Raw genomic sequence first — 26626 nt, 5'->3', positions numbered from 1 at the left:
ATTCCTGCCGCCTTCCGGCTATCTGTTTTTCTGTTCGGTGTTAATGCACGCGTCGAGTCCCTGCCTGAGAAGGTCCTGGGGCAACTGCCGACCAATAAAGACAATCTTTGTCTCCCGGGTTTCGTCGGATCGCCACGGCTTGCCGACGTCGGCGCCAAAGATCATATGGACGCCCTGAAAGATCATCCGGCACTCCACTCCAGCGAGATTCAACACGCCCTTGTAGCGCAGCATGGCGGCGCCATAGATCTGCACGATCGAGCCAAAGAACTCCTCGAGCCGGTCCGCATCGAGCGGGACTGTCGAGCGGTAAACAAAGGACGACACGTCATCATCATGTTCGTGGGACACGTCTTCAAGGAAATCCGGCTCAATCTCGAGGATTGCATCGAGATCGAAACTGCGGATATCAAGCAGCCTGCTGATATCAGTCCTTCCGAAATCTGAATGCTTGATGGGTGCACGCGCGTTCATCTGGCGAAGACGTGCGGTAATGGCCTCTGCATCGTCGGGCGTGACGAGATCGGTCTTCGACAAAAGGATACGGTCAGCGAAACCAACCTGTTCCTGCGCTTCGTGATGTTCGTCGAGCTGTGCATTACCATGCCTGGCGTCGACGACCGTAACGATCGCGTCGAGCAGGTAGTTCTCCTGCACTGTCTCGTCGACGAAGAATGTCTGGGCAACGGGAGCAGGGTCGGCGAGTCCGGTCGTCTCGATGATCACACGGTCGAAATCAAGCTCGCCTGTGCGACGACGTTCGGCAAGCGATCCCAGGATCCGCACAAGGTCGCCCCGCACCGTGCAGCAGATGCAGCCATTGTTCATCTCAACGATCTGCTCGTGGCCGTCCTGCACGAGCAGTTCATTGTCGATACCCGCTTCACCGAATTCGTTTTCGATCACAGCGACGCGTCCGCCATGATGCTCCGTCAGAACGCGGTTCAGCAGCGTGGTCTTGCCGCTGCCGAGGAACCCGGTAAGGATTGTCGTCGGGATACGGCCTTCATTTGAAGCAAGCCTGGTCATGATTGATTCCCTGTCAAATAAGGTTGCTCGGCCCTGCGGGGTATAACGATCAGACCGCCTTCGCGCATCGTGTCGTCCAGCGCGGAGAAGTGCGCGGCCTCGGCTGCCGGACAGCGAACGTGATGACTCTGCACGCAATGTCAGCCGCCACCGTCGTCGACGATGGACGGGAAAGAGCGCGGCCCGGGCATCAGGTGAGCGGATCTGTAGCCTTCAAGAGGCTAGCGCTTCAGTGCGGCTGACAATGCGTCGAGTTGCGAACCCATCCACTGCTGGAAATCCTTTCCAGGGGGTAAAGTCTCGGTCACGCTGATCGCTGGTACGTGCGAGTTGCTCGCGAGCTTGAGCATGTGCCGGGTCATTGCACTGCTCGCCTGGCTGTTGTATATCAGGACGTGTACGCGGCGAGCGGTCAAATCCGTCTCGAATGACGCGATATCCGCCGCACTCGGCTCTGTATCGTTCATCGTTGCAAGCTGGAAGCGCTCGTTGCGCATGTCCAGACCGATTGCACTGGCCATGTAACCGAAAACCGGCTCCGTCGCTGTCACCGGCACGTGCTCGTAGTGCGCTTTCAGGGCAGCGACCTTGTCGTCGACCGGTTTGAGCGAGTTGAGAAAGCGGTCCAGGCGAGCATCGTAGTCACCTTTATGCGCCGGATCGGTGGTTACCAGATACGTATTCACCGCCTTCGCGACGGCGGGCATCGTCTTCGGGTCGTACCAGAGATGCGGGTTATCGCCGGACTTTCGTCCCGTGAGTTGTGCCGCGACAATTGTCGTGCGGTCCAACCTTTTCGAGGCCGCCAGCAGCTTTTCCATCCACGGGTCGTAATCAGCGCCGTTGTACACAACGAGCGCCGCATTCTGCAGCGCCCGCGCCGTCTTCGGACTGGCTTCAAACAGGTGCGGATCCTGCTCGGGATTGCTCAGGATGCTTGTGACCTGCACGTGGTCGCCGCCGAGTTGCCTGACCACGTCACCGTAAAAATTTTCTGCCGCCACGACCGGGACAGGTACCGACGGTGCCGCTGCCACCGTTTGGCCGCAGACGCCAAGTGCAAGTGCAAGCACGACCGGGTACAGCACGTTAACAAGCCTGTTCATGAATTTCCTTACTCATAGATGTAAAAGAATGCCGGTGCTTTGGCAGAATCATCTTGTCGGCGGCCGACTCGGATCGCTGCCGTCACGTCAGCCGCGCAGTGCGCGCAGCAGGAAAAGATTCTCGACCGATGCAGCAATCACGTTAAGGCTGCGTTAGACGAACCGAGCCTATGCCTCGATTGCATCGCTGTCCGTGCGGTCACTTTCCGTCGCGCCTTGCGTCGGCCAGACAGGAAACGGATCGTCATATTTTTCCCACTCATGCGAACCCGCGCTCATCTCGGCATCCGTCAGAAGACACGCATCGAACGCTGCACGCAGCGCAGCTTCGTCGATGCCGGTGCCGATGACGACCAGTTCCTGCTGGCGGTCGCCAAATGGCGCCGACCAGCGCTCCGAGATCATCGCGCGGCTTTCAGCATCCTGCGGCCAACGGCTTTGAGGTACCGCGGCCCACCATCTGCCGGCCAGACCGTGTCGGGAAATCGCTTCGGCCTGAGACCAGGTCCCGACCAGGTCGTTGCGCGATGCGAGCCAGAAATAACCTTTCGAACGTACTACACCCGGCCACTCCATCTTTATCCAGTTCCAGAACCGCGCTGGATGAAAAGGCCTGCGCGCCCGATATGCAAAGCTCGTGATACCGTATTCATCACTTTCGGGGATTCGTTCGCCGCGCATCTCCGTGAGCCATCCGGGTGCCTGCGACGCAGCGTCGAAGTCAAAGCAGCCGGTCCCCATCACGGTTTCAAGCGGTACCTGACCAAACGACGAGATGACGATTTCCGCGCGAGTATTGAGGCCGCGCAGTACGCCCTTCAGTTGCGTCAGCTTCTCCGGCTGGACGAGATCCGCCTTGTTGAGAAGGATCACGTCGGCAAATTCGATCTGCTCGGTAATGAGATCCACGACGGTGCGCCCGTCCTCATCACCCATCGTTTCGCCCCGGTCACGCAGGTGGTCGTGTGAGCTGTAGTCGCGCACAAAGTTGTACGCGTCGACGACGGTGACCATGGTGTCCAGTTGCGCCACGTCGGAGAGGCTAAGGCCGCTCTCATCACGGAACGTGAACGTCTCGGCAACCGGTAGCGGTTCCGATATACCCGTCGACTCAATCAACAGATAGTCGAACCGTCCTTCCGCTGCCAGCCTCCTTATCTCGACCAGCAGGTCTTCCCGCAGGGTGCAGCAGATGCAGCCGTTGCTCATTTCCACCAGCCGCTCCTCGGAGCGCGACAGCTGCGCGCCACCTTCGCGTATCAGGCGAGCATCAATGTTCACCTCGGACATGTCGTTGACGATGACGGCAACGCGTCTTCCCTCCCGGTTATTGAGCACGTGATTGAGCAGGGTTGTCTTGCCGGCGCCGAGAAATCCCGAAAGGACCGTGACAGGAAGTTTGTTCATAACGGATCGCGCGAGTGATTTGGTAGTTATGTTATAACATTGCACATATCTCATGTTGTTTTTTTACTTCCACACATACCGCTAATGCGACATTTGCGACCATCGAGAGTCGGCAGGCACACAGCAGCGAAGCCCTCGCGGTTCACGCCTCTGCGACAGCTGGTGCTGGGGCTTCTGAATGCCCGCGGAGGATCTGCAACAGCCTATGAGCTACTCGAAGATCTACACCGGCAGCGTCCGCATGCCGCGCCACCTACCGTTTATCGCGCATTGCAGTTTCTGATCAGGGAAGGTCTGGTCAGTCATGTCTCAACCACAAGCACCTTTCGCATGACTGAACAGAACGGCGGCCGCCACGAGATCCTCGCCGTCTGCACCCGCTGCCATTCCGTGCGCGCACTGCATGACGCAACGCTCGAGCAGGTCCTGCTCGGTGCCGCACAGACTGCTCACTTCCGCGTGGACGGACAGCAAACCGAGATCAAGGGCGTCTGCGAGGACTGCGCGGCGCTCGCGACGGATCGTACCGTCGGCAAAAAGTAACGGTATGTTTCAATCTGTTGCGTAATAATATAACATTGCATTCGATGTGCAAGGTTTATCGCCGCGACCCGCATGAGTTGCCATCACGGCAGCACGGCCCGCTCGCCTTTGCCCACGCCTGGAGTTCGTCGCCCGAGCAGCAACTACCTGCTGCGGTGAGGTTTCTGATTCGTAGACCTAACAAATACCTGACAAGATGAGACATCGTCACCGCCTCGCCCACGCCGCGCTATGGTCATTCGCGCTTGCCGCCCGCGCTCACGCCGCCCCGGCCGACGCTTCGGTCGGCGGCACCATCGCCGACAGCGCAGGCCAACCCGTTGGCAACGCCAAGGTCACTCTTCAGGATTCAGCGGGCGCGTCTGTCGGGGAGGGAGACACTGACGCGATCGGGCATTTCACAGTCGGGCACGTCGCGCCTGGAACTTATGCTGTTGTTGTTTCCGCCCCCGGATTTACCAGCGGAAGCAGCGTTGCCACTACCAGTCCGGGGCAGGAAAGCTCTGTGTCGATTGCACCTTCAAAAAGCGATACGCTCGATGTGCAGGTTAATGCGCAGCGGCTGAACCGGGCACGCAACGACCTGTTGCCTGAAACGGGCAGCAGCGTCTACCGCTTCAGCCAGAGCGACATCAACAACCTGCCGGCAGGGCAGGACACGCCGCTCAACCAGGTCCTTTTGCAGGCGCCCGGGGTTGCCAGCGACTCCTACGGCCAATTGCACGTGCGCGGCGATCACGCAAACCTGCAATACCGGATCAATGGTGTCATCATTCCCGAGCCGATCAGCGGGTTCGGGCAGTCACTCGACAGCCGCATCATCGACCAGCTGAATTTTCTGACGGGCGCGCTTCCTGCCCAGTATGGCTATCGCACAGCGGGCATTGTCGATATCAGGACCAAATCGGGCGATACCGGTAATGGCGGTTCCATCGATGTGTTTGGCGGCAGCCATCAGACCATCAAGACGAGCGGTGACGTATTCGGCAGTCAGGGGCCTTTCAGCTACTATTTCAGCGGCTCGCTCGGCGAGAACAATCTGGGTATCGAAAACCCGACGTCGAGCGCCAGTGCGATACACGATCACACGCGTCAGGGCGACGCTTTCGGTTACATGTCGTACATCATCAATCCGCTCACGCGCGTGAGTGTGATGTTCGGTACGACCAGCAATCAGTTTGAAATTCCCAATACGCCAGGCCTGCCCACTGCATTTACGCTGAACGGCAACACGAGCTTCGATTCGAGCCAGCTCAATGAAACCCAGTCAGAACTCAACCAGTTTGCCGTAGTAGCGCTGCAGGGAACCAACGGGGCGGCACTGGACTATCAACTTGCCGTTTTCACCCGCTATTCACGCACCCAGTTCAACCCCGACCCGGTCGGCGACCTGCTGTTTAACGGTGTCGCGGCAAGCGATTTTCACAGCGATCGGGCGAATGGGGTTCAACTGGACACAACCTACCGGCTAAACGAAAAGCACACGATCCGCGCGGGCATCTTTTTCCAGCAGGAACACGCAATCTTTGACAACAGTCTCGCTGTCTTTCCGGTTGACGCCGAGGGCAACCAGTCGTCCGATCAGCCGGTTACCATTCCTGACTCCAGCAGCAAAACCGGCTACCTGTATAGCGCCTATGTGCAGGATGAGTGGAAGCTCACCGACAGGCTCACCATTAACTATGGCTTGCGCTACGACAAGATGGACCAGTACGTCAGCGCGAGCCAGGTGAGCCCGCGCGTCGGGTTGGTGTACGCGCTAACGCCGTCCACCACCGTTCACGCGGGTTACGCGCGCTACTTCACGCCGCCCGCGTTCGAACTCGTAGCCGACTCCGACATCGCGCGGTTTGCGGGGACCACAGCCCAGGTGTCCGGACAGAACGATCCGGTTCAACCCGAGCGCAGCCACTACTTCGACCTGGGCGTCATCCAGCGGCTGACGCCGTCGCTGACCGTCGGGCTTGACGCCTACTACAAGAAGTCGACCAATCTGCTCGACGAAGGCCAGTTTGGCACCGCGCTGATCTTTACCCCCTTCAACTATCAGTACGGCCGGACCTATGGTGTCGAGTTCACGGCCAATTACAAGCAGGATAACGTTTCCGCCTATCTGAATCTCGCGTTCAGCCGCGCACAGGGCAAGAATATCAATTCCGCGCAGTTCAATTTCGGCGCCGACGAACTCGCGTTCATCAGTGACCACTACGTATTTCTCGATCACGATCAACGCGTGACCGCGTCATTTGGCGGCACGTACGAACTCGGCCGTACCACATTCACGTTTGACGGACTGGTTGGAAGTGGCCTGCGCAGCGGCTTTGCCAATACCGATCGTCTGCCGGTTTACGCACAGGTCAACCTTGGTGTGATCCAGCACTTCAACGTCAACAATCCCCTGATTGGCAAATTCGACGCGCGACTGCTTCTCGTGAATGCGTTCAACCGCGTGTACGAGCTGCGCGACGGCTCTGGCATTGGAGTGGGCGCTCCGCAATACGGACCTCACATCGCGCTGTACGCGGGTATTTCCAAAAAGTTTTGATGCCTGACCAAAGGATGCTGGAATGAAAGACTGGATGAATCTTATGGACGCCGTGCAGCTTGGCGGGTGGGTCATCTACCCGCTCAGCCTGCTTGCGATCGTGGCGATCGCGATTGTGGTTGACCGATCATATGTCTTTACGCGTTTCGCCCGCCGGCCCGGCGCAAGTCTGTGCGCCCCGGTTACCGCCGACGCGTCGCCCGGCGCAATCGTTGAGGCATTTGATTCGCTGCCGGCGGAGCATGTTTTCCGACGCCTGAGCGAGCCGCTTGCGCGCCAGCCGTCTGTGCCTGTCTGGTATCGCGAGGCGAAGACCGAAGTGATCGCCTCAGCGATCGAGCGGGATATGAGCAGGGGCTTCTGGGTACTCGAAACGATCGTGACCGCTGCGCCACTGCTTGGGTTGCTGGGTACGATCGTGGGCATGATGCATTCGTTCCAGCTCTTCGGCGCAAGCGGTCTGGTCAATCCGGGCGGCGTCACCGGCGGCGTCGCCCAATCACTGGTGGCGACAGCGGTTGGCCTGGTCGTCGCATTGTTCTCGCTGTTCGCCTTCAACTACTTTTCCCGGCGCCTCGAGCGGCTGATGGACGAACTCGAAGCGTTCGCAAATGAACGCCTTAGCGGGATCCGCCTCGCTTCCGAAACGGGCGGTAATACGCCGTGAAGTTTCGTCGCTCCCGTGCCGCGAAGCGCGGCCGCATCGAAATCATTCCGATGATCGATGTGATGTTTTTCCTGCTCGCTACGTTCATGCTGACATCGCTCGCCATGCAACGGCTGGACGCCGTGAAGGTCAACCTGCCATCGGGTCATGCGCAACAGATGGCGGTGGAGGGTCCACCCACTTTGACGGTCGACCGCGGCAACGGGATTTTTGTCAACCGCGAACCGGTTCGGCTCGATCAGGTGGAGCCTGCCATAAGGCGCGCACTGCGCCCAGACCATGACGTCATTGTCGCCGCCGATGATGCAGCGGGGCACGGCGTTGTCGTGCGGGCAATGCTGGCGGCCCGACGCGCCGGCGCGGAACATTTTCTCGTTGCAGTTCATCGTGAGTAGACTTTCGCGACTCCGCATCGAGGCGTGTGACAACCGGAAAGTCAGGCTCACGATTGCCGCGGCGCTGGGTGCATTTGCATGGGGATTTTTTCTTGTAGTGCTCGGACGCGGCCTGGATCCTGGACCGGCACGCGAGCGGGTGCTGCAGCAGCCGTTGGAGGTGAGCGTCGTTGACGTACCAGAACCCGGTCCAACGCCGCCCATGGTCAGAACACGCTCATCACAGGCGAGCACTGAGCTGCACACGGTCGCCCCACCAAAACAACCGTCACTCAATCCAGCACATACCCCCACGCTGCCAGTTCGCACGCCGATGCCTGCTGCGAAGGCTCCCCTGACGATGCACGCCCCGGAATCCGCGCCGGTCGCGAAGCCCGAGACCGGTTCGCCGGGACAGACGGCGACCGCGGCGCTATCATCGCCGTCGCCTGCCATCGGTGCGCCAGGCACTCAGGAGACATCTGCGGGTTCGCCTACCGGCAACTCACCCGCGCGGGCAATCGCGCAGCCGCTGCCCCCGGTTCCCGACGAATTGCGGGAGCAGGCCTACCAGACGGTCGCCACAGCCCGCCTCGTCATCCATACGGACGGATCCGTCGCGGTCGAACTTATCAAGCCTACGCAGTACCCGCGTCTCAATCAGATTGTTCTCGAGACCTTGCGAAGCTGGCGTTTTTTTCCCGCAATGCAAGACGGACGCCCGGTTGAAACCCGGCAAGACATTCGCGTGCACTTTAACGTGAGTTGATGCACAGCGGCTCTCCGGCAGTAGCGCGAGGCGACCGGCTTCGAGGCCGACCAGGGGTCGGTGTGCGTGCGCAGCAGGCGACTCTGCTATGCGAACGGCCGAACGAGCACGGTGAACGGCCATAGCGAAGTGAATGGACGAACGTCGGCTCCGGCCGAATTGTGCGGGTAGTTCGTTCGTCGGGTCAGGAAGCTGCAGGCGGTCCAACGACAGGCCTCTCTGCTCACCGAACGGCAGGCCGTGGACGCACCGGGAAATTGGAGGGCAAACTTTCAACTCGCATGGGGTGTAAGCAATGGCTATCCGCAGCCGACCCTAAGTTGACTGGCGCGGGACAGCACGTCTTGCATGGTAAAACCGGAACTTGCTCGGTGCAGTGCGCTACTTTTGCGCAACGAAGCTGGCGCAGATCTGGTGAATATCGCAAACGATCGGCGACCGGTAGTCGAGCCTCCATCCGTCGGCGAAGAGCGGCGCGAGCGAACGTTCCGTAGTTAGCGGGAATATCTGAAGGACGCTCGGCGCCAGTTCGGCGGCAGCGGCCGCCAGCGCAATCCGATCCTCCCAATGACATGTCGCTCCATTCGCTTTCAGCCAGATACGCGAAGACTCGACCAGGTGATCAGTGCGTAACCAGCTGCCGGTTCGCGCCATTGCGACAAGCTCCCCAATCACCAGGTAGCAGAGGAGTTCAGCGCGTGCCTCATCATCGAGCTTCTCAGGGAGTAACATGTCGAACGACGTTTCGGATCTGTAACCGGCCACCAGGTGGCGCATGGTCGGGACGTGCGGCGACAACTGGCCGCCGCGGTGATGGGTGCCACCTGGTGCCGATTGACGGATGGTCAGGTCTCACTGCTCAGTCTGCATGGGGTTCGTCTGCATTGGATGCGCATTGAATGCGCTGGACGATGGCGTTGAACCGTTCTTCGCCACCGCGCGTGTGAACGCACTTCCCGTCGGGAGCATCGATCGTGCTGACCGCTGCGCCGCCACGACCCCGCCAATGCAGTCTGCTACAGAGGCTTGTTTTCGCATCCTGAGCACAACGCGCAGCGGTGCGAGCCGGGACACTATTGCGCCGCGGTCAGTTTCAGTCCGGGCCTCAATGCCGGCGACGGTTCCTGCAGGCCTTTGCGCTCGTCGGAGACCTGCTCGATGCCTTTACTGGCCACCTCCTCCAGAAAGGTCAGCCGGGCCCGATAGTAATCAACGCGTAGCTGTGCATCGAGCACGTGCTGCTCGGCCTGGAACAGTTCCATGCGCAGGTCATTAAGTGCACGTTCCGCCTGTTTCTCGGGAGTGGGCGCGTGATGTGAAGCCCAGTTTGCAAGCCATCGCAGCATGGTGAAGCCCTCCTGTCGTCGGGTGCCCGGCCACGACAAAGGCTATCAAAGTCTGGAACGACTGTCTGTCAAAAAACGCCAGCGCGACACATGTTGCATAAACGGCACAGCGACGCCTGAGTGCGACGGAGGTGTGATAGCACCAGTTGGCGCATGCGCCACACCCTCCCCAAGGGAATGTCCGGCGGTCCGCATTGGCTGCCCCTGCACGCGTGCAAGTGTTGAATCCTTGGTCTGGCGACCCCGCTTAAGCCCGCTTGCCCCGCAACAAAGGTCGTCCCGGATCGTCCGCCTGCGGGACGTGCGATCGAACGCTAGGGTTGCGCAATCAAAGTGCAGCAAGAACGGCCTTCGGCTCAAGAAACGCCCTCCAGCCCAAAACGTACCGTATTCGCGGCCGATACCGGATTGCTTGAAGCCGCCAAACGGCGCGGCCTCGCGTGCGCGCTTTTCATCCGCCGAGAACGCGTACGCCTGCGAGCCGCAGTTCATGTCGCTGGCGATGGTGATCGCATCGTCAGCATCACGGTACGTGATGATCGACAGCAGCGCGCCGAAAATCTCTTCGCGAGCGATCATCATGTCGTTCGTCACGTCGCTGAACACGGGCAGATGAACCATCCAGTGTCGACGCCATCCGGCCGGCCTTCGTCGCCCGCGATCAGGCGCGCTTATTCGTCGACTCCGATGCGGATGTAGCGATGCACGCGCCCCACTGCTTCTGGCGGCATCAGGCCGACGCTCGTTTGCGAATCGCGTGAATCGCCCGGACTGTGTGCGCGCGACTTCCCGCACCCGCGCCCGAATTCCGCGAGCCGCTGTTGAGGCACGCATGCGCGTGCCCGCGATTCAGGCCTGGCCGCTGTTCATGAAGCCGGCCTGAATCGCAAGCGGCGTCACGTGGTCGAAGTTCGTATCGTCGAGCACGGCCACCGGCGACTTGCCGCCGAGTTTATAGCGTCACGCGTTGCAACGTATCGGCGCCGGCATGCAGATTCGTCTTGCCGACTGCCGCAGGGCCGGTGAACGGCAGTTTCGCCACAGACCCGCGGCACCTATCTGCGAATGTCAGCATAGCCAGCCTTCCACCGTCGCACGCTGCTCGACTGTCGACCGTCGGTTATGGCCGATTCGGATCAAGAGACTGCTTGAGCGGACACCGCGAGACAATGTAACTCCCATCAACTCAAGGGGAGTCTGTCATGGGAAGCAATCAAAGCCGTGAGCCCTGGAACAAAGACAAGTTGATCGGTCAGAAGCCGCCGCTGAAACCGAAAGACGTCTGGGCAATCCGGATTCACCTCCAGAACGCGCACGCGATTCGCGATCTGGCGTTATTCAATCTTGCGATCGACAGCAAGCTGCGCGGGTGCGATCTCGTCAACTTGCATGTACGCGACGTAACCCACGGCAATCAGATTTTGCCGCGTGCGATGATAATGCAGCGAAAAACCAAACGACCCGTTCAGTTTGAGGTCACAGAGCCGGCTCGCGCTGCAGTCGCTGCATGGATCGAGAAGGCCGGGCTGAGGTCTGACGGGTATCTTTTCCCGAGCCGCCTTTCTCGGTTTCCACATATATCAACGCGACAATACGCCCGCATGGTGCATCAGTGGGTGGCGGCGATCGGCCTTGATCCGACCGCTTACGGCACGCACACGATGCGCCGGACGAAAGCGACCTTGATTTATAAGCGGACGAAAAATCTCAGAGCTGTTCAACTCCTGCTTGGTCATAGCAAACTTGAAAGCACTGTTCGATATCTCGGTATAGAGGTCGACGATGCGCTCGAGATCTCGGAGCAAACAGAGATCTAAGAACAGGCCGCGGCCGTACGATACGCAGTTTGTCTCTGCGGCCGCATTTCGTGATGGGCAGCAGCATCACCGCTCGAGGCCAGGAGCGGCAGGTGGCCGATCACGCTGTGACGGTCATTGACGTCTGTCTTCGAACGTGGGCAGCAGGCCCTGATTCACTCCTGATGCTTGTTGTACCGCACGTCGAAGTGCCAACAGCCATGCGCCTCGTGCGTGGTTTGAAGGCTGCGGCGAGCTCCCTGGTTTTATGTGACCGGCCTGTCACAGCTTGAAAAGTCAATTACCAGCATCTACCGCCCTTCGTAGACCCCGAGGAGAGAGACAAACGAAGGGCCGCTTCCAGCCGTGAAACTGACCTTCGAATGTCCGCGTGACGGCGCGATGAACGTCAGAAGCTGGCTGTGAACGCCAGTTCAATGAAGGTGGTGTAGAGCAGCCGTTGAAATCTTCGACGGCTGCTCGCAAGCAACATCTGTGGATGAGTACAGTCGGCCAAGAGGTGTCGTTCGCATGCGTCGCCTGCCGGACGTTCAGGCGTCGGCTCCACCACTGTAACCGGCCATCCAATCGTAGAGGACGGACGCTCGCGCATCGGCCATTGCCGACGTTGGAGAGGACCGGGTTCTACGTCGGCAGTGGGACGGATTGCCGACGGTGGCGGCATCGAACCGCCGGGCGGCAGCTTCCTGCCTCAGTGAACTCACACTCCCGACCCGGAGCGGCCGTTCAGGCCATCGTGGCTTCAATGGCTGCTTCCGATGTGCATCGGACGCACTGCACTTACGCATCTTCGGCTTGGGCACAAGCTCCGTCCGGAGTCTAAGTCTCAATGGCTTCCCGTTCAGGAGCACGAGCACACGATACAGATCGACGAGTCTCGTTAGACGCCGCATCCTCGCCGTGGTCATCGGGTGGCGCAAAGCGAACAGGTCATGTTGAGCGGTCAGCACCGACCGAAACCGGATTGTCGTTGCGCGTTCGCCCCTGCATAGATCGCAGCGTGGCGATGAGGCTGGATCCAGCCACGTGCTGAGCAATCGGGCTGGCTGAACCGTAGCCTTCCGCCGTGATGAGGATGTCCGTCAGTTCCTTGTCGAGTCGCGTTTCGGCGTTGGGCGTCACTGCGGTTTCGTGTCACAGTGCATTAATTTGCATTGATCACAGGTGTGGCGCTGTCCCTGCTTTCAGCTTATTGGATGTGCCCATAATCAGGATTTACTCGCGCGGGTGAAAATGACAGAATCACCTTTTCTCAAGCAATTTCAGACGCGAGAAATGGCCATCATCCGCATCTGGGTCTATGACGGAATCCTCGCGTCCGGCGTCGCAGGCCCGGTTGACGTCTTCAGCGCGGCCAATCAGTTTCATGCGCGCAAGGCTGCGACGGGCACGGCACTCGCGCCCAAATTTGTATGGCGCGTCGAATCCCTTGATGGGCAACCTGTCAAGGCTGCCTCGGGCCAGACCATTCAGGTCGACGGCAAGATCGACCCACGCAAACGCGCGGACGCCATTCTGCTGACGGCACCGTTTTTCTCGAATATCGACGAGTTCATCGGGGACCGCGGGCAATTGAACGAGCTGACTTCGGCGCTGAGGCGCCAACGCAAGGCAGGGGCAGTGCTGGCGGCTTACTGCACGGCCAATTATCTGCTTGCGGAGGCCGGCCTGCTGGATGGCCGCGCAGCTACAACCCACTGGGCGAGAGCTGCGGACTTCGCGCGTCGCTATCCGCGTGTCGAAGTTCGTGCACAGGAAGTGCTTGTCGCGCAAGACGGCATCATCTCGGGCGGTTCCGTGACGTCGTATTTGAATCTCGCGGTGCAACTCGTCGAAACACTCGCCAGCGAAGAACTCGCCACGATGACCGCGAAAGCGCTGTTGATCGACATGAACCGGACTTCGCAGGCGTCCTTTGCAACGCTTCTTCACGACCACGGACATAGCGACACGCTCGTTGCGCGCGCTCAGCAGCAGATGGAGGCGACACTGCAACAGGGATTCCGGTTAAGCGATCTGGCTGCATCGCTTGCGGTCAGCGAACGCACACTCAATCGCCGTTTCAAGGAGGCCGTCGGTCTCGCACCTTTGACGTACCTACAGAATTTGCGTATCGAGGTCGCGAAGCGTTTATTGGAGACGCGGCCCATTGGGCTCGAGGCGGTAAGCCAACGTGTCGGTTACGGCGATATCAGCACATTCAGGCAATTGTTCAAGCGCAAGACCGGGTTGTCTCCGAGCGAATATCAAATGCGGTTTTCGCGGGCCGTAGCGGCACAGGTGGAAGGCGAGCAAGGCAGCAAACGCGGCTGAGGCGGCGTCTCTCGGCACAACACGCGAGCGCCCGCGTCATTTTATCCATTCCGCAACCTTGTTTGATACACCAGAACTCGCCCCCGAAGCTGCGGCTCGTCCGCAGCAGGTCAGATATCGTTGAGCCTTTCAAGCATAAATCTGCGCGGCGGCGGCATTCATGAACGCCGCCGCCCTCTCTACACTGACTCCCATGCCATACGACATGGCTAGCCAATCAACCCAGCTTCAAGGAGTCAGCAATGTCCCGTCTTACTACGATTAATCCCCAAGCCGCTACCGGCGTAACTGCCGAAATTTTCTCGCAGATCAAAAAAGCAGTCGGCAAGGTGCCGAACGCTTTCGCCACGATTGGCACCCACAGCCCGGCTGCCCTCAGCGCCTTGTTGTCACTGGACGGCGTAATCAGCAGCGGCAGCCTCAAGGAAGCGGATATCGAAACCATCAAGCTTGCTGTCAGCGAGGCTTCTGGTTGTGATTACTGCGTGGCCGCCCATACGCTGATGGGAAAGGTCGCCGGTCTGTCGCAGGAAGCGATGAAGCAGATCCGCGCTGGCGCCGCAACTGGTGACGCAAAGCGCGACGCACTGGTAAGTTTCGTCCATGCGCTCGTGAAGACTTCCGGAACGGTCGACTCCGCCAAACTGAATGCAGTGCGTGATGCCGGCTACTCGGAACAACAGGTGATCGAAGTGTGCCTCGCCGTTGCAGCCATCACGTTCACGAATCTCGTGAATCGGGTGAACGATACAACGTTGGACTTTCCCGCTGTCGCGTAAGCGTCACCAAAGCAACGTCGACTATGGTTGAATCGCCGGTCGACGGTGAGCAGGGCGTCAGCTCGGCGCCCTGTTTGCGATGTTTGCGTTCCATCGGTCACGGCTGGCGTGTCGGGCGTCAGCCATCGCGATACCCGGCTCCGAAGACATCACCGAGATTGGCACGCGGCGTGGGTTCCCGTCCCGATACAAAGTGATCGCCTGTATTCGCCTCTGCGAACTTACGGGGCAGGTCTGACCATCGAATACGTTGTCGTGGGCGATGGCATGCGCCTGGCGCATTCAACATATCGTCGGAACGCAGAGTGTCGATCCGGCTGCAGTCACCATGCAGCGCATCCTTGACATGAGCGGGCGCAATAAGCCAAGGGCAGTACGTTCGCGCGGGAATGCAGGTGCTCAGGTAGAATCTTTTGTCTCTCGTTGCAACCAGCGAATCCCGAGGCGCTCACAGCGCCAGTTGCCGACCGGCGCAAGAACCTGCTCAAGCGGCTCATATGGATCTGCTAAGTCGAGTCCTCTCCCTCATTCCTGTCAGCGGACGTCTGGATGTGCGTTGCCATCTGGGCGCGCCGTGGGCGTTCGCTCAAGAGACTGCCGCCATTCGTGAGATTCCTTATCACGTGCTCTTGTCCGGAAGCGCGGTGCTGGAATATGGGAGCGCCGCGCCTGAACAGATCATTGCCGGCGACATCATCATTTTCCCAGCTGGTGGCGCTCACCGCATTCATGATGGCAGTGGAGAGTCGGCGATGCCGTTGATCGCACGGCAAAATGGGTCGCTTGTGATTGAAGAGAACGAAGGTTCAGGAGCCAAGGCCGACATCCTGTGCGGCCGTTTCCTGGTGGGTGCGGTGCCCGACCGCTTGCTGCGAGACCACCTACCGGACCGCCTCGTCGTGCGCACAACAAATACCGCACCCGACGACCGGAAAGGCGCTGCACAATCAGCGGCGAGCATCGCCGGCACGCGTCTGGGCCGCCTGATCGAACTGATGAGGGAGGAGGCACTAGACGAGGGTCCGGGAAGTGAAATGCTGGTTAGCCATCTGTCGGCCGCACTGTTTGCACTGACTTTGCGCTTTGCGAGCGCAGGCCCGCAGGCACCGCACGGATTGCTGGCGTTGGCAGGACGCCCACGGTTGCAGGCGGCTGTGTCGGCCATGTTCGAATCGCCCGAGAAAGACTGGACGCTTGACCAGTTTGCGGCACTCTGCAATATGTCGCGGGCTACCTTTGTACGTCAGTTTCAGGAAGCGATTGGCCGTTCCGCCACCGACGTGCTGACCGAAGTACGCATGACGCTCGCAGGCCGTACCCTGTTGCAATCCGGGCTTTCCATTGCCGAGATTGGCGAGATGGTCGGCTATCAGTCGGATGCGGCATTCCAGCGTATTTTCAAGCGACTTATCGGCGTTACTCCAGCGCGCTACCGCGCCGCGGGCGGCAATATGTCTGTTTCGTAGACACTTGCCCACGCCGCCGTTCAGGCGGCGGACTACGCTCTGGCGCTTTCTACTGGGGAGCAGGGTTCAATAGCTTACTTAACGGCTTCAATGGGCCTATTGGAAAGAGCGAGAATGTCATTAAGTGCGCTTTCCCCAAGGGTAGTGCCTCAAGCATTTCATGTGCTTGATCTACGTCCGTAACGTTCAGGATGAACGCTACGCCAGCCCGGTCTTGCAATGAATACCACTGGTCAATCTTGCCCTCGAGGTAGAGCTGCGCCGTCTCGCGAACTTCGTTCGGAAGAGTGTGCTGGACAAGTTGCATATCCGTGCCCGGTGGAAAAGTACCAATCGCCAGGATCTTCGTGGTTGGCGTAGTTGGCATCGGAGTAGTTTGCGACATGGAAACTCCAGCAGATGAGAACAGCACTGAGGCTGTTACCAGGTTAAGAAAAAGGCGTTTCATCAAACCTCCACCATCGGCATGTAGGCGGAACCTTCGGCCAGTTGACCACGATGTTTAGTAGTAGCAAGCCCACGCGCGTGGAAGTAATCGAGGACGTCCGGGTGCCGCGACGTGAGCGGCTGATCCTCCGGTTCGACGGCGGCAAGCACGATCGTCAGTCGCGCGGCCGGTCTGGTCGTGCAATTGGTGTTCGCGTACGCCATCTGGTGCATTCTTCATTGCAAATCCTCACTGGTGAATTGCTCATGCCCGAGCCAACGGCCGCGGATAGGCTGACATCGTAAAAACTGGAACGCGCATTAGCGGCGACTGCGTCGATGCAGCCGATGCCCTTTTCCCGCTTTCCAAGGCCGCTGACAGATCCACGAAGTCACCTTCCGTCCGCTACCCGCGCAGCGGTCGCAATCCCGCGCGGACCTCCTGCGCAAACAGAAGCGGTTGCTCCCATGCCGCGAAGTGCCCGCCTTTCTCAGGCCGGTTGTAATAGATAAGGTTGTGATATGCCTGCTCGGTCCAGCCGCGCGGCGCCTGATAGTTTTCACCGGGAAACGCACTGATGGCGGCCGGAACGGACACATCAGCGGCGGCATAAAAATTGGTGTGCGATTCCCAATAGAACCGCGCGGCCGAAACGCCCGTGTTGGTCAGCCAGTAGAGCGTGATGTCATCGAGCACGTCGGTCAGTGTCAGGTCGCCTGCCGAATGTCCGTTAACTGTTCGTCCAAGTACCGCCGACGTCATCGATGCTGCCGGTTGTCCGTAGCCGTCGGGGTGATCGACAAGCCAGCTGGCGAGCGCAATCGGCGAGTCCGCGAGTCCGTATAGCGTTTGCGGGCGAGTACCCTGTTCGAGAGCGTACGCACGCTTCTTTGACAGCGCGCTCAGTTGGTCGTATGCGAGTTTTTCCTCTGCGGAGAGTCCGGCCGGCGCAGGTGCGTTGACTTGCAGCGCTTTGGCGATATCCGCCGGAACCGTCGCCGGAAAGTTGACGTGAATGCCGATCAACTCGGGCGGCGCCTGCTTGGCCATCACGTTCGCGAGAATGCCGCCCAGATCGCCGCCTTGCGCGGCGAATTTCGGATAGCCCACGCGTTTCATTAGCGTCACCCACGCACGCGCCGTCCGCTCCGGCCCCCAACCCAGTTCCCTCGGTTTGCCGGAGAAACCATAACCGGGCAATGACGGAATCACCAGATGGAAGGCGTCCGACGCGCTCGCCCCATAGGCCGTCGGATTGGTCAGCGGATCGATGATCTTCAGTTGCTCGATGACCGAACCCGGCCAGCCGTGCGTCACCACGAGCGGCATCGCGTTTTCATGTTTCGAGCGCACGTGGATGAAATGGATGTCCACGCCGTCGATCTCTGTCACGAAATTTGGCAGCGAATTCAATTTCGCTTCGACCTTGCGCCAGTCGTAATCGGTAGACCAGCGATGGGCGAGTTCTCGCATCAGCGCGAGCGGGACGCCTTGTGAATCGTCGCTGACCGTCTCGCGATCCGGCCATCTCGTTGCCTTGATGCGTCGCCGCAAATCGACGAGTTCAGATTCAGGTGCATGAATTCGCAGCGGACGAATCGCGGACTTGTCGCCACTGCCTGCCTGGGCGGCATCAGTAATGGCCTGATTCGTGTCTGCGAAAGCAAGTCGGCTAAATGAGCCTGCAGCGACGGCCGCCGCGGCCACACTCACGAAGCGGCGCCGGGAAAGCGATGGGGGAAGTATCTTGTCTGACATAATTTTTCCGATTGTCGATAAAGCGATGTTCTCGATGGTCGCGTTGTAATCTCACGCGCGACCGATTGCGATCGCGATAGAACTTTTTCTGCGTGACAGCGAATGCGTTACGTAGCGATCTTGCCGCGAGTGAATTCGGCCGCGTGCAGTTGCACGAATTGCCGCATGTCCATCGGCGCCTGACCAGTGAGCCGCGATAGATCGTCGGTCATGCGGTCGTACCTTCCTTGCGTATGCAGCTCCGCCATCACGCCGAGATGGTCGACGAGGTGCGCCGGTACACCGGCTTCCCGCAGCGTGGTGGTCCATGCGGAAAGTGGCACGTCGCGGTAACGGATCGGCCGGCCCAACGCGTCGGAAAACGCGCGCGCATAGTGTTCAAGATCGGCCGACTCGGGGCCGGTCAAGTTATAGATCTGTCCGATGTGGGGAGCAGGATTGTCGAGAATGACGGAGACGGCGCGTGCCACGTCGACGGCTGAGATCGGCGAAGTGCGGCTCGCGCCGAGGGGCAATGCCAGCTCGTCGCGATCACGCACCCCCGCATCAGCAAGCCGCAGGAAGAATCCTTCGAGAAAAACCGTGGGCCGCATCGTGACCACCGGCAACCCGGACCATGCGAGCACTTGTTCCGCCAACCAGTGTTGTTTGTGCTGCGGGCTGTTGGTGCTCGCAGTGATGCTCATTTCCGTGACTGTCATTTGCGACATGTTCACCAGGGCTTCGATTCCGTGATGACGCGCCACGGCGGCGACGTTGGCCGTCGCTTCCAGATAGTTAGCCGAAATCGACATGCCGAAATAGATCCGCGCGCAACCCTCGATTGCGCGATGCATCGCGGCGAGATCCGTCAGATCGCCGATCACGACCTCGGCGCCAAGCCGACGCAGATCTTCCGCGCGTTCGTCTTCGCGACGAACCAGAGCGCGTACCTTGTGCCCTTTGGCGAGCAGCATTTCCGTGACATTGCGCCCAATGCCGCCGATCGCGCCGGCCGCACCGGTGACGAGAATACGGCGTTGCTGGCTGGTTTGAATGTTCATGGTTTTTACCTCTGCATCAGTACTGGACAATTTATGCATATGCACACTTAAGGGCGATCGGGTGTCGGCGGAGTGCTTGTTCAGATCAGCTTTTCAGTGCTTGCTGATGATGGCCACAGGCCGGACCATCTAACGACGTACGGCATTGACAAACAACGTGCCGCAAGCCTCGTTCTGGAAAGTAGTTGAAGATCCACACCTGTTCCACCCGGATTCGCCTGCGAGCAGCGTTTTCGCTACATCTGATCACGCAACCGTGGTGCGCAGATCGTCCGTTGCCTGTTCCGCAACCGGATTGGCGTGAACGGTACGTTCGTGAAAGTGTGCGGTCGGTGTGCGGTCGATCATCAGACTCAGCAGTTCTGGCCGGTTATAGTGGCCTACGGAATCCATCAACAACTTGCGCCGGTCAATCATCGTGAAGTCGAGATCGGCAATCACCTCGCCTTCGCCCGAGCGCAGCGGTTCGTTAATCAGCATGCCGTCCGGTGTCACGATCGTGGTGAAACAGCCGCCCGAAATGGGGCCGATTGCGCAACCCGTATCTTTCATGATTTGCGCCTGCTGATCCGCGTCGAGCCATGCCGTCGCATTGACGACGAAACAGCCCGACTCCAGCGCGTGCTGACGGATGTTGATTTCCATTCGTTGCGCAAATCCTTCGCCGAACGCCGAACCCGGATACATCGCTGAATGAATCTGCTCGCCGTCGGCCATCATCGCGTAGCGCGCGAGCGGATTGTTGTGTTCGAAGCAGGCAAGCTGGCCGATGCGGCCGACCGCGCTATCCACTGCGCGAAGACCTGACCCGTCGCCCTGGCCCCAGACCATCCGTTCGAAATGCGTGGGCGTGATCTTGCGGCGGCGCTGGATCAGCGTGCCATCGGCATCGAAGAGCAATTGTGTGTTGTAGATGGTTCCACCATCACGCTCGTTGACGCCGATCGAAACCACCATGCCTGCCTTTCTCGCCGCCTCGCCAATCGCCTCGGTTGCGGCCGACGGCACGGTCACCGACTGTTCAAGCAGTCGCAGATGCTCGGTGCCGGAAAGAAGCTGGATGCCCGTCTGGACGGCCGCGAAGTACGGGTAATAAGGCACCACGGTTTCCGGAAAGGTGGCGAACTGCACGCCCTTCTGACCCAGCTCGTGAATCTTTTGTACGACCTTCGCGACGGTTGCATCACGGCTATAGAGCACTGGGCTGATCTGTACCGCGGCGGCTTTGACGACTTTCATTGCAGACTCCATGACAAAAGAGGATGGGCACGAAACGCCCGGGTGGTGTTGCATATGCAACATTCGTGATAAAAAATTAGCTCGTGCGATACGGCAACATTCCCGCAATGCCCATCAGCGCGTCTGCGCCGACCGTGCCAACGAGCGCCTTGGCTTGTGTTTGTGCGGCCAACCATCCGGGGGCGGCGTCGCGCAGCAATGCGTGACCTTGTTGCGTGACCGAAAGAAGGCGGCTGCGGCCATTGTCTGCTGGTGCATCTTCGCGAACCAGTCCGCGCAACATCAGAGGCCGCAGATTTCTGGTCAGCGTCGTGCGGTCGTGGCAATTGCGGCGCCCGAGATCCGACCGGCTGAGCGGCCCGAATTCGACGATCAGCACAAGCAGCGTGAATTGTGACGCGTTGATGTCGAACGGCCGTAGTGCGTCGTCGTAGATCGAGGTCAAAACCCTGGAAATCTGCCGCGTGCGCGTGAGCAGACAGTTCCGTGCGATCTCGCCGCTCTCGGCGTTATTCGCTGCATGCTGAACATCTAATGACATGTCGGGTCCGTGTTGCATATGCAATGTAGTGAAGGTCAAATTTCAGAGTGCGTCGACGACCACGTGCTGTGAATACGTTGTTATTTCGCTGCCACATTCATTGCGTCGGCTTCGGGTCCGCTCAGATAGAGATCGCGAAATCGCTCATCGACCCTCTCCCGCATAAGCTTCGAAAACAGCAATGCGGCGTTCAGCGGACGATGATTGATCACCACGGAATCTGCTTCACCCTGTTCGTTCAAATGCGCGACAAGCAGCGTCTCGATCGGCACGCCCTGAATCTGCGAGCGATATGACTCCATGTAGAGCCGTTCACCTATTTCGCCCTTGTAGCTGTGCTGCTGGAATTCGTAGAGCGAAACGGCATGCTGAATGACCGCGAGGATGTCAGGCCGTCCTTCGACCGGCCGCTTCAGGACCGTCGCTTCAAGCGTCGCATTCGCGGCCAGTCTGGCAAGCCAGAACGGCAGGCCGCCGGCCGGCGTGAGAACTGGCGCTGTATCGTTGAATCTCATCTTGAAGCTCCGTCGATGTTCGGTGAGGCGATCATCGGTCTTTACGGAGGGTCGTGGCAGTGGCAGCATCGCCATTATTCGAGGAATAACGGACATCTGCGCAAATAATCACAATCCGCATCTGGGTCTAATGACGGGACGCCGGCGTCGGGCGTCGCGGGCCCCAGCGACGTTCAGAATGCCGCCAACCTTCTGAACCGAAAAGCGTTGGCGCGCGGGTCGAAACCGAGAGCAAGGGTTCCGGCTGAGCGCCCTTGCCAAGTGGCCTGCGGTCAGCGAACGGACGCTGAACCGCCGGTTCAAACAGGCGGGTGGCCTTGCGTCTGTGACGTATCTGCAGAGCCTGCGCGTCGAGATCGCCAGACAGTGCTGGAGTCGCAGCCTATCGGACTCGAATTGGTCAGTCAGCGCGTGGGCTATGGGAATACCAGTACGTTTCGAGAGCTGTTTAAGCGCAAAACGGGTTTTTCGCCGTACGAATATCAAATGCAATTTGCGCGCGCGTGACAGACGGGCGCGAGTCGCATAGCGCTGCCGATTGACAATCTGGCAGGCCGCGGACAGCAAACCCCTTAGCGCACAACTGCCGACAGTACCTCCAATAGCCGGCGGTGAACTGTCGTCTGAGCTTCCCGGAGCAGGATGCGTTCACCCCGGCCCTTGAATGGCCGTTTGCGGAGGCGGATGCGACATCCGAACGTCCAAACGGTGAGATTGGCGAATGACGATTCCTGGCCGATAGCGCTAGTTCGTTGAACGTGCCGCCGTTAGGATGCTGCAATTTTCAATGGCGGCTTTCCGGCGGTTGGTGCGAAAGCGTACTTCCGGCCAGTGGATAGGGGTAGGAAACGGCGATCGCCGTCCCCTCCCTCCGAACCCGGTGTGCAGTTTTCCCGCGACGGGCTCTCCAGTCAGTTGTTTCCACATCGGGATTGGCGCGCCAATCGAAGGGCCTCGGACATCGTGAACAGCCCAAGATTAGCGAAGAAGGCGTTTGGCCATCGCGTGTGATCGCGAAGGCAGTGACCCTGACCCGGACGATGAAGCTGCCGGCGCAGGATCGCTCGCAGACGCCGACGAACAAAGCCGTCGACGGACGAGAAGGTGTAGCGGTGGGCGTGCTGGAAGTAGCCGAACCAGCCACGCAGGATCGGGTTGATCGACGCAATGATGGCCTCGATCGAATCGCCCCTGTTGCGCCTGGTCAGGGTGCGGATTTTGTCCCGCAGCCCCATAAGACTCTTCTTGCGCACCCAACGCTCGCCAGCTTCGAACCGGTAGCCCAGAAACTCGAACCCTTCACCCTCCAACCGGCAATCCCCGACGTGGGTTTTGTCCGGGTGCAGCGTCAAGCCGTTCGCATCGACCCAAGTCCGCATGCGCGAGAGCGCAGCTTCCGCTTCCTCGCGTGTACGGCATAGCACCACGGCATCATCCGCGTAGCGCACCATGACCAGCCCGGCTGCGCGCATTTCCACGTCAAGCTCGTGCAGGTAGAGGTTTGCCAACAGGGGGCTGATCACCGCCCCCTGCGGACTCCCAGAAGTGGGCGTCCAACGCGTCATGTCTTCCATGATGTCTTGCTTGAGAAAGGACTGGATGAGTTCCAGAACCCGGCCGTCCGCGATTCGCCCGGCCACTCTCGCAAGAAGGGGCGGGTGCGGAATCGAGTCGAAATAGCTTTGCAGGTCGGCATCGACCACCCAGCAGTAGCCCGCTTTCACATGCCGGTCCACTTCGCGCAGCGCATCCTTGCAGCCCAGGCCCGGGCGGAAGCCGTAGCTTCGCGGCTCGAACTCGTGCTCAAAGATCGGCTCGATCACCAGCTTCAGGGCCGCTTGAACAACGCGGTCCTTTACAGCGGGTATGCCGAGCGGGCGACGTCCTTTACCTTTCGGTATGTAGACGCGCCGCACCGGCTGCGGGCGGTAGCTACCATCCTGCAATGCATGCGCCAGTTCAGCGAGGTAGCGGTCCCGCGCCTGCGCGAATCGCTTCACGCTCATGCGGTCCACTCCTGCCGCCCCGGCGTTCTTCTCGACCTGAACCCATCCCAGCGCGAGCGTGTCCAGTCGAAACACCTTGTCAATCAGGCTGTGCCATTTACCTCCTTTAACTCCGTTTTGTAGAGCAGCCAACATAGCGTCCGTCCAGATTGAAGCTGACGCGAATTTCCGCTGCACGCAGCTTCCCAGCGCGTCTGCATCTCGTCTAGTCGTTTCCGACACTGGCGATGCTTCGATCTTCATCTCTGATTCCTTCCGGTCTTCTGCTATCAACTTTCCTGCCCCGCTTCCCTAGTGCGCCTTTTGCTCTGACGCAGGTTTCCACGGCTTGACGCCTCCGTGTGCAGTACTATCGGGACTCTGACTCCTGCCAGCGTTCACCTCGCCGGCAGGTCTCCCCGCTTGCTGCGTGCTACCGTCCCATCGTTCCGTCCTCAACCACGTGGTACGCCACCGCACCGCTTTATCCGCCACGACAGCGTGCTGTGTTACTTCCAGGCTTCGCCACTTTAGTGCAGGCTCGCCGCCATACCCCGCCGAAACAGGTTCGTTAACCTACGGACCGACAGTTCGCATCCGGTTACTCCCCACCCCGCCTCACGACGACGCAGTTACCTTCAGCTACGGAGCTGTGGCCAACTCCGGCGGGGACTTACACCCCGCAGATAGCACGCCATCACGGGCGTACACTAAACCGCTCGCGCGGTATGGGGCTTCGGTCCAATGCTAGTGGTTCTGGAGAGGAAGCCGACTCTGTTTTCATGTTGAAGGGCGAGGCAATCCGCCTCGTCGTTCAACGGGAGCAGAGTCATGACCCACACACCTCAGCCCATCAGTCCCCTGCGCCAGCGCATGACCGACGACATGCGCATGCGTCAGCTCGCACCGAAGACGCAGGCCGGTTATCTGCGTGTCGTACGCGAGTTCACGCGTTTTCTCGGACGCTCTCCTGACACCGCCACCGTCGAGGACCTGCGGCGCTACCAGTTGCATCTGGTCGACCACGGCGTGTCACCCGTGTCGCTCAACGCGGCGATCACCGGACTGAAGTTCTTCTTCGAGATCACGCTCCACGAGCCCGACCTGATGGCACGCATGCAACCCGTGCGCGTGCCTCGCGTCCTGCCGGTCGTGCTCAGCCCGGACGAAGTGGGCCGCCTGATTGCCGCCACCGGCAATCTGAAGCATCAGACCGCACTATCGGTCGCCTACGGTGCCGGCTTGCGCGCCAGTGAGGTGGTGGCGTTAAAGGTCGGCGACGTCGACGGCCAGCGCATGACCCTGCGCATTGAACAGGGCAAGGGCCGCAAGGATCGTTACGCCATGCTCTCGCCGGTGCTGCTTGAACGCCTGCGTGTCTGGTGGCGAGTGGCGCACGCGCAGGGCCGGATGCTGGAGCGCGGCTGGCTGTTTCCGGGCCTCGATCCGGTCGATCCGCTCAGCACGCGGCAGCTCAATCGCGCCATCCATGCCGCCGCCGAGGCCGCCAACATCGACAAGCGTGTCTCGATGCATACGCTACGTCACAGCTTTGCGACCCACCTGCTGGAGCAGAAGGTCGACATCCGCGTGATCCAGGTCCTGCTGGGGCACAAGAAGCTGGAGACGACAGCACTCTATGCGCAGGTCGCCACCGACCTGCTGCGCGAGGTGATCAGTCCGCTGGAGAAACTTCAGAACAACGGCTGAACACGGCACACAGCCGTGCCCGAAGTCGCGGACGTCTTCCGCGCGCATGGGCCCTTGTGGCGACGGACCGTACAGCTGAGTCTGGGACAGCTGAAGGTCATGTCGGCGATCGAACAGTGCCGCAGCGCGGCGCTGGGTGGACATGTGTTGCGGTGTTCCGGTTGCGAACAGATCGAGGTTGCCTACAACTCCTGCCGTAACCGCCATTGCCCGAAGTGCCAGGCGAGCGCCGCACACCGGTGGCTCGAGGCACGCCAGGCCGATCTGCTGCCGGTTGAGTATTACCACGTGGTCTTCACGCTACCTGCTGCGATCAGCGCGATCGCCTGGTACAACAAGGCGGTGCTCTACGGCCTGCTGTTCGATGTTGCCGCCGAAACCCTCCGAACCATCGCCGCCGACACAAAGCATCTGGGCGCACAGATCGGCGCGACACTCGTGCTGCACACCTGGGGCTCGGCGCTCACGCACCATCCTCACGTACACGGCATCGTTCCCGGCGGAGGCCTTGCGCCAGACGGTGAGCGGTGGGTCGCCTGCCGCCCCGGCTTCTTCCTGCCAGTCCGTGTGCTCTCCCGGCTGTTCCGGCGGCGCTTCCTGGAAGAGCTCACCCATGCACATCGCCGGGGCCAGTTGCGCTTCTTTGGCGAGTACGCCGGGCTTGCCGATCCCACTGCCTTCGCACGGTGGCTCGCGCCGCTGCGTACGTGCGAATGGGTCGTATATGCGAAGCGCCCGTTCGCGGGACCGAAAGCGGTGCTTGCGTATCTGTCGCGCTACACGCATCGCGTGGCCATCTCCAACCAGCGGCTCATCGCGCTCGACGACCGGGGCGTGACCTTCCGGTGGAAGGACTACCGGGCCAACGGCCGCACGCGCCAGAAGACGATGACGCTTGAGCCACAGGAATTCATGCGGCGTTTCCTGCTGCATGTACTGCCTGTCGGCTTCCATCGGATTCGCCACTATGGTCTGCTGGCCAATCCCGTGCGTCGGCAGAATCTGGCTGCGATACGGGCGCTGCCAGACGTGCCAGCTTCCATTACTGTGAGCGAAGGTCCGTCACCGGGCACTCCCGCCCCGAAGTTCGTCTGCCGGCATTGCAGCGCGCCGATGATCATCATCGACATCCTCCTGCGCAGCCACCCAATTCGCGCTCCGCCCACTTGCCGAAGCAACGTATGAAGATGAATCACCCTGGCTGTCCAGACCGACCGTCGGCTCTTCGGCAACGAGCGGGAGGAGAC

At 60.0% G+C, this 26626-nt stretch carries 25 protein-coding genes and 1 pseudogene; 11 read left to right on the top strand and 15 right to left on the bottom strand.

From position 1 onward, the window contains the following. Positions 1 to 18: 18 nt before the first annotated feature. The 3 genes from B0G82_RS36070 to zigA all read right to left on the bottom strand — a co-directional run bounded on the left by B0G82_RS36070 (position 19) and on the right by zigA (position 3542). Complete coding sequence (locus B0G82_RS36070; protein ID WP_121311116.1) at positions 19 to 1029, bottom strand: GTP-binding protein; 1011 nt, start codon at positions 1027 to 1029, stop codon at positions 19 to 21. 221 nt (positions 1030 to 1250) lie between these two features. After that, positions 1251 to 2135 carry a metal ABC transporter solute-binding protein gene (locus tag B0G82_RS36065; protein WP_121311115.1) on the bottom strand — a complete coding sequence of 295 codons (885 nt, stop codon included), beginning with the start codon at positions 2133 to 2135 and terminating at the stop codon, positions 1251 to 1253. A 168-nt stretch (positions 2136 to 2303) separates the two neighbouring features. Further along, the gene (zigA, locus tag B0G82_RS36060; protein ID WP_121311114.1) at positions 2304 to 3542 is read right to left on the bottom strand and encodes a zinc metallochaperone GTPase ZigA; all 1239 of its coding nucleotides are present in this window, start codon (positions 3540 to 3542) and stop codon (positions 2304 to 2306) included. Positions 3543 to 3626: 84 nt separating this feature from the next. Between zigA and B0G82_RS36055 the strand changes: the two genes are divergently transcribed. The 5 genes from B0G82_RS36055 to B0G82_RS36035 all read left to right on the top strand — a co-directional run bounded on the left by B0G82_RS36055 (position 3627) and on the right by B0G82_RS36035 (position 8440). After that, positions 3627 to 4085, top strand: a complete 459-nt coding sequence (locus B0G82_RS36055; RefSeq protein WP_121311113.1) for a transcriptional repressor — start codon at positions 3627 to 3629, stop codon at positions 4083 to 4085. A gap of 196 nt (positions 4086 to 4281) precedes the next feature. Then, complete coding sequence (locus B0G82_RS36050; RefSeq protein WP_121311112.1) at positions 4282 to 6630, top strand: TonB-dependent receptor; 2349 nt, start codon at positions 4282 to 4284, stop codon at positions 6628 to 6630. Between the two features lie 22 nt (positions 6631 to 6652). After that, complete coding sequence (locus tag B0G82_RS36045; RefSeq protein WP_116120350.1) at positions 6653 to 7297, top strand: MotA/TolQ/ExbB proton channel family protein; 645 nt, start codon at positions 6653 to 6655, stop codon at positions 7295 to 7297. Next, entirely contained in the window at positions 7294 to 7692 is a 399-nt protein-coding gene (locus tag B0G82_RS36040) for a biopolymer transporter ExbD (RefSeq protein WP_116120352.1), read from the top strand. The genes B0G82_RS36045 and B0G82_RS36040 overlap by 4 nt, the downstream gene beginning before the upstream one ends. Beyond that, positions 7673 to 8440, top strand: coding sequence for an energy transducer TonB (locus B0G82_RS36035; protein WP_241975087.1), 768 nt, complete (start codon positions 7673 to 7675; stop codon positions 8438 to 8440). Before B0G82_RS36040 ends, B0G82_RS36035 begins: the two co-directional genes overlap by 20 nt. A 381-nt stretch (positions 8441 to 8821) precedes the next feature. Here the strand turns inward: B0G82_RS36035 and B0G82_RS36030 are convergent, their stop codons facing one another. The 3 genes and pseudogenes from B0G82_RS36030 to B0G82_RS36020 form a co-directional block, all read right to left on the bottom strand. After that, positions 8822 to 9217 (bottom strand): hypothetical protein, encoded by a 396-nt coding sequence (locus B0G82_RS36030; RefSeq protein ID WP_116149541.1) that lies wholly within the window; start codon positions 9215 to 9217, stop codon positions 8822 to 8824. A 296-nt stretch (positions 9218 to 9513) separates the two neighbouring features. Further along, positions 9514 to 9786 (bottom strand): hypothetical protein, encoded by a 273-nt coding sequence (locus B0G82_RS36025; RefSeq protein WP_106307971.1) that lies wholly within the window; start codon positions 9784 to 9786, stop codon positions 9514 to 9516. Between the two features lie 328 nt (positions 9787 to 10114). Continuing rightward, positions 10115 to 10828 (bottom strand): annotated as a pseudogene (locus B0G82_RS36020) (aldehyde dehydrogenase family protein); the annotation flags it as partial. Positions 10829 to 10988: 160 nt separating this feature from the next. Here B0G82_RS36020 and B0G82_RS36015 point away from each other — a divergent pair. Next, on the top strand, positions 10989 to 11603 hold the full coding sequence (locus B0G82_RS36015; RefSeq protein WP_116149543.1) for a tyrosine-type recombinase/integrase: 615 nt from the start codon (positions 10989 to 10991) through the stop codon (positions 11601 to 11603). A gap of 930 nt (positions 11604 to 12533) precedes the next feature. On the opposite strand, the gene B0G82_RS36010 is transcribed toward B0G82_RS36015, so the two are convergent. Next, positions 12534 to 12725, bottom strand: coding sequence for a hypothetical protein (locus tag B0G82_RS36010; protein WP_121311111.1), 192 nt, complete (start codon positions 12723 to 12725; stop codon positions 12534 to 12536). A gap of 153 nt (positions 12726 to 12878) precedes the next feature. On the opposite strand from B0G82_RS36010, the gene B0G82_RS36005 reads away from it, so the two are divergent. From B0G82_RS36005 to B0G82_RS35995, 3 genes are all read left to right on the top strand, one after another. Next, complete coding sequence (locus B0G82_RS36005; RefSeq protein WP_121311110.1) at positions 12879 to 13916, top strand: helix-turn-helix domain-containing protein; 1038 nt, start codon at positions 12879 to 12881, stop codon at positions 13914 to 13916. Positions 13917 to 14158: 242 nt separating this feature from the next. Next, positions 14159 to 14695, top strand: a complete 537-nt coding sequence (locus tag B0G82_RS36000; protein WP_121311109.1) for a carboxymuconolactone decarboxylase family protein — start codon at positions 14159 to 14161, stop codon at positions 14693 to 14695. 497 nt (positions 14696 to 15192) lie between these two features. After that, the gene (locus B0G82_RS35995) at positions 15193 to 16161 is read left to right on the top strand and encodes an AraC family transcriptional regulator (RefSeq protein ID WP_121311108.1); all 969 of its coding nucleotides are present in this window, start codon (positions 15193 to 15195) and stop codon (positions 16159 to 16161) included. Positions 16162 to 16210: 49 nt separating this feature from the next. On the opposite strand, the gene B0G82_RS35990 is transcribed toward B0G82_RS35995, so the two are convergent. The 8 genes from B0G82_RS35990 to ltrA all read right to left on the bottom strand — a co-directional run bounded on the left by B0G82_RS35990 (position 16211) and on the right by ltrA (position 23933). Beyond that, positions 16211 to 16609: a hypothetical protein gene (locus tag B0G82_RS35990; protein ID WP_236597770.1), complete on the bottom strand. Its 399-nt coding sequence runs from the start codon at positions 16607 to 16609 to the stop codon at positions 16211 to 16213. Further along, complete coding sequence (locus B0G82_RS35985) at positions 16609 to 16821, bottom strand: hypothetical protein (protein ID WP_121311106.1); 213 nt, start codon at positions 16819 to 16821, stop codon at positions 16609 to 16611. The genes B0G82_RS35990 and B0G82_RS35985 overlap by 1 nt, the downstream gene beginning before the upstream one ends. Positions 16822 to 16993: 172 nt before the next feature. Next, on the bottom strand, positions 16994 to 18346 hold the full coding sequence (locus B0G82_RS35980) for an epoxide hydrolase family protein (protein WP_121311105.1): 1353 nt from the start codon (positions 18344 to 18346) through the stop codon (positions 16994 to 16996). Positions 18347 to 18453: 107 nt separating this feature from the next. Further along, a complete protein-coding gene (locus B0G82_RS35975) occupies positions 18454 to 19389 on the bottom strand; it encodes an NAD(P)H-binding protein (protein WP_121311104.1) in 936 nt (311 codons plus the stop codon). Between the two features lie 246 nt (positions 19390 to 19635). Continuing rightward, a complete protein-coding gene (locus tag B0G82_RS35970; RefSeq protein ID WP_121311103.1) occupies positions 19636 to 20628 on the bottom strand; it encodes a carbon-nitrogen hydrolase family protein in 993 nt (330 codons plus the stop codon). 76 nt (positions 20629 to 20704) lie between these two features. After that, on the bottom strand, positions 20705 to 21169 hold the full coding sequence (locus B0G82_RS35965; protein WP_128596579.1) for a MarR family transcriptional regulator: 465 nt from the start codon (positions 21167 to 21169) through the stop codon (positions 20705 to 20707). Between the two features lie 80 nt (positions 21170 to 21249). Next, positions 21250 to 21684: a hypothetical protein gene (locus B0G82_RS35960; protein ID WP_121311101.1), complete on the bottom strand. Its 435-nt coding sequence runs from the start codon at positions 21682 to 21684 to the stop codon at positions 21250 to 21252. A 911-nt stretch (positions 21685 to 22595) separates the two neighbouring features. Further along, the gene (ltrA, locus tag B0G82_RS35950) at positions 22596 to 23933 is read right to left on the bottom strand and encodes a group II intron reverse transcriptase/maturase (protein WP_121306687.1); all 1338 of its coding nucleotides are present in this window, start codon (positions 23931 to 23933) and stop codon (positions 22596 to 22598) included. A gap of 567 nt (positions 23934 to 24500) precedes the next feature. Between ltrA and B0G82_RS35945 the strand changes: the two genes are divergently transcribed. Continuing rightward, a complete protein-coding gene (locus B0G82_RS35945) occupies positions 24501 to 25379 on the top strand; it encodes a site-specific integrase (protein WP_116147360.1) in 879 nt (292 codons plus the stop codon). Positions 25380 to 25394: 15 nt separating this feature from the next. Beyond that, positions 25395 to 26564 carry an IS91 family transposase gene (locus B0G82_RS35940; protein WP_121306688.1) on the top strand — a complete coding sequence of 390 codons (1170 nt, stop codon included), beginning with the start codon at positions 25395 to 25397 and terminating at the stop codon, positions 26562 to 26564. Positions 26565 to 26626 lie beyond the last annotated feature (62 nt).

The organism is Paraburkholderia sp. BL17N1 (assembly GCF_003634175.1).
Taxonomy (GTDB): domain Bacteria; phylum Pseudomonadota; class Gammaproteobacteria; order Burkholderiales; family Burkholderiaceae; genus Paraburkholderia.
The sequence above is the reverse complement of the archived record's forward strand: the minus strand, read 5'-3'. Positions and strand labels throughout refer to the sequence as shown.